Origin of the sequence: Proteus sp. PR00208, from assembly GCF_016238545.1 — a bacterium.
Taxonomy (GTDB): Bacteria; Pseudomonadota; Gammaproteobacteria; order Enterobacterales; family Enterobacteriaceae; genus Proteus.
Genome location: NZ_JAEHQE010000043.1, coordinates 1 through 2,813 on the forward strand (window position 1 = coordinate 1; position 2,813 = coordinate 2,813).

The 2,813-nt window shown below is 43.1% G+C and carries 7 protein-coding genes; all 7 read left to right on the forward strand.

All coding sequences use genetic code 11. From position 1 onward, the window contains the following. Positions 1-630, forward strand: a 630-nt coding sequence (gene gpM, locus JEP36_RS17500) for a phage terminase small subunit (RefSeq protein WP_198630550.1), incomplete at its 5' end; no start/stop codon positions are given. Positions 631-704: 74 nt separating this feature from the next. Further along, positions 705-1,160, forward strand: a complete 456-nt coding sequence (locus JEP36_RS17505) for a head completion/stabilization protein (protein WP_198630551.1) — start codon at positions 705-707, stop codon at positions 1,158-1,160. Continuing rightward, on the forward strand, positions 1,160-1,366 hold the full coding sequence (locus JEP36_RS17510; protein ID WP_198630552.1) for a tail protein X: 207 nt from the start codon (positions 1,160-1,162) through the stop codon (positions 1,364-1,366). The genes JEP36_RS17505 and JEP36_RS17510 overlap by 1 nt, the downstream gene beginning before the upstream one ends. 19 nt (positions 1,367-1,385) lie before the next feature. After that, the gene (locus JEP36_RS17515; RefSeq protein ID WP_109397508.1) at positions 1,386-1,700 is read left to right on the forward strand and encodes a phage holin family protein; all 315 of its coding nucleotides are present in this window, start codon (positions 1,386-1,388) and stop codon (positions 1,698-1,700) included. Continuing rightward, positions 1,687-2,097 (forward strand): M15 family metallopeptidase, encoded by a 411-nt coding sequence (locus JEP36_RS17520; protein WP_168713134.1) that lies wholly within the window; start codon positions 1,687-1,689, stop codon positions 2,095-2,097. Before JEP36_RS17515 ends, JEP36_RS17520 begins: the two co-directional genes overlap by 14 nt. Continuing rightward, entirely contained in the window at positions 2,094-2,597 is a 504-nt protein-coding gene (locus tag JEP36_RS17525) for a lysis protein (protein WP_198630553.1), read from the forward strand. Before JEP36_RS17520 ends, JEP36_RS17525 begins: the two co-directional genes overlap by 4 nt. Beyond that, a partial coding sequence (locus JEP36_RS17530) for a phage tail protein (protein ID WP_198630554.1) occupies positions 2,572-2,813 on the forward strand: 242 nt, incomplete at its 3' end. The genes JEP36_RS17525 and JEP36_RS17530, both read left to right, overlap by 26 nt.

Genomic DNA, 2,813 nt, shown 5'->3' on the forward strand with positions numbered 1-2,813 from the left:
GCGCAACAGTCCACCCAATTGGGTGGGCATGTTAGCCACAATACGAAAGGCTATCACATGATGCTGTTACGTCTTGCGACAGATAAAAAAGAGCTAAAACATTTTCAGTCACGCGAACGCAAAGAAGCTTATAAGCGCAAGATATTAGCCAATTATCAGCCGTGGGTTGATGGGGCGCTGTCCGGCGGTAGCGGTGTGCAAGATGATGTCTTAATGACGATTTTGTTGTGGAAAATTGATGCGGGTGATTATGAGGGCGCGTTAGATATTGCCGTTTATGCATTAGCTAACCGTTTAGTGATCCCCGGTGTAAACCGCACTACGGGCACCGTGATTGCCGAAGAAATTGCCGATTCGGCAATGCGAGCGTATGCCGTGAAATCACCGGTATCTTTAGCAACGTTAGAGCGTACACGCGCCTTGACCGATGATGAAGATATGCCCGATGAAGTGAGAGCAAAACTCTACAAAATCTTAGGGTTAGTGCTACGCGATAATAATCGCCCACAAGAAAGCTACTGCGTATTAAGCCGAGCCTTAGAGTTAAATATTAATGTCGGAATAAAAACCGAATTAAAACAACTCGACAAAGTGCTCAAAGCCCAGCGTGACGCTGAAAAAGTATTGTGACACCACGTCAGGGCGGCACGGAAAAAGCAATTTGCTTTCTTTCGTCCACCGCCCACCTATTTTAAGGTTTTCTTATGGATTATGTTTCTGCTAACCCTGTGCCACAAAAAGACGAAACCATTAAAAATAATGGTTTTTTCCCTGATATTCAAACTCGTGATTTTCAATTGCAAACACGTGTCGATGGCACGGTGACACCGGAACGACTGAAAAGCACGTTACTGAACGCCATGATTGAAGTAAATCGCGAGTTGTATCAGTGGCGCATCGGTCAATCTGCGAAAACATTAAAAGACGTGCCCGCTGAACAGATTAACGGTGAAAGTGAACTGATGATTTTATATCAGCGTGCGGTGTTCTGTTTTGCAAAAGCCAGTTTAATCGAACGTTATCGCGATATTGATACTACCGCACAAGGTAATAAAAAAGCTGACACCATGACGCCAATAATTGATGAAGTGTGGCGTGATGGTCAATGGGCTTTACAACGTATCAAAGGGGAAACCCATAACACGGTGGAGCTTATCTAATGCGGATTTACACCCAACAAGGGGATACCGTAGATGATATTTGTTGGCGTTACTTTGGTCAGTCATCCGGCATGATTGAACAAGTATTAGAAGCTAATCCGGGGCTTGTTGAATTAGGGGCAATATTACCCACAGGCACAGCGATTGAGTTACCGGACACGCTACAACAACACAGCACCACACCGATTTTACAACTTTGGGATTAACCCCTTTAAGGGGGAAGGTATGAAGAAGATGCCCTATAAAGATCCAAGTAATATTAACTGGTTTACCGCCTTATTAATTGCCGGAATGGCGGTTTTTGGTGGTATTGCCAGTTATGCAAATAAAATAGTGAAAGGGGAGCCGTTCCGCTTTGCCATTTTACTTGCACAAATCGTTGTCTCTATGTTTTCAGGGGCATTGATTTTATTCGGTGCAAGTTATTTTCAGTGGCAACCAGAAATTGCCGGTGGTATAGCGGGCATGGCGGGCTGGATGGGATCAGCATTTATTAGCGCAGTCGGAAAGTTATTCTTAAGGAAGGTTGCCGGTGAGTAAATTTACATTGAGTCAGCGCAGTAAAAATAATCTTGTTGGCGTTAACCCGCTGTTAGTGAAAATTGCTTATCGTGCATTAGAAATTTCACCGGTTGATTTTGCAGTAATTGAAGGTGTTCGCACACTTGAAAAGCAAAAAGAAAACGTTAAAAAAGGCGTTTCAAAAACATTAAACAGCCGTCATTTAACAGGCGATGCGATTGATATTTTACCCTCTGCGATTAAACCGGGGATGGAATGGCAACCGTATTTTTTTGAACCCGTATTAATGGCATTCAAACAAGCCGCAGATGAAGAAGGGGTAACATTGCGTTTTGGTAAAAACTGGAAAAGTGATCCCAGTTTACCCGTTGAAACCCGCTTTCCTGACTATCCTCATATTGAGATCCCACGATGAAAAGGAACATACTACTTATTATTGTGGCGGGTGTGATGGGCTTGCTACTGATATTTAAGTTTGATGCCTTGCTCACTGAAAATAGCCAGCTTAAGGGTGACAACCTCGCCCTTAAACAAAATGTTATCAGTCATCAAGACGCTATTGAACGCTATCAGAAAGAACTTACCCGTTTATCAGAACTGGATAAACAACACACAAAGGCGCTAACCGATGCAAAAAATGATATTAGCCAGCTTAATGATGAGTTGCGCAATAATACTAAGCGGGTGTACATCAAAGCCGATTGCCCCGACCCCGATAATCACACCGCCGCCACCGCCGGCATGGGTAATGCAACCACCGCACGACTTACCAAAACAGCTCAACAAGATTATTTACGTCTCCTCGAAATGATGGCGGAGAATAAGGCACAAACGGAATATTTGATTGATTATACAAATCGATTATTGCAATACATCAATGAGTTAAACCATGAAAAAGCCTGCAAACCTGCGTGATACCTTAATTAAAAAGGTCGCTTATTTAGGCGAAAATCCCGATAGGCTCTACACCTTTATTGATGGTGGGGCGATTGTGGCAACGGGTGCAAGCAGTCAATCTTATGAGTATCAATACAATCTCAATATTATTATTGATGATTATCCCGGTGACCAAGATGTGTTAATGGCGGTGATCATTGGTTGGATTGAACAACATCAACCTGATATTTTCCT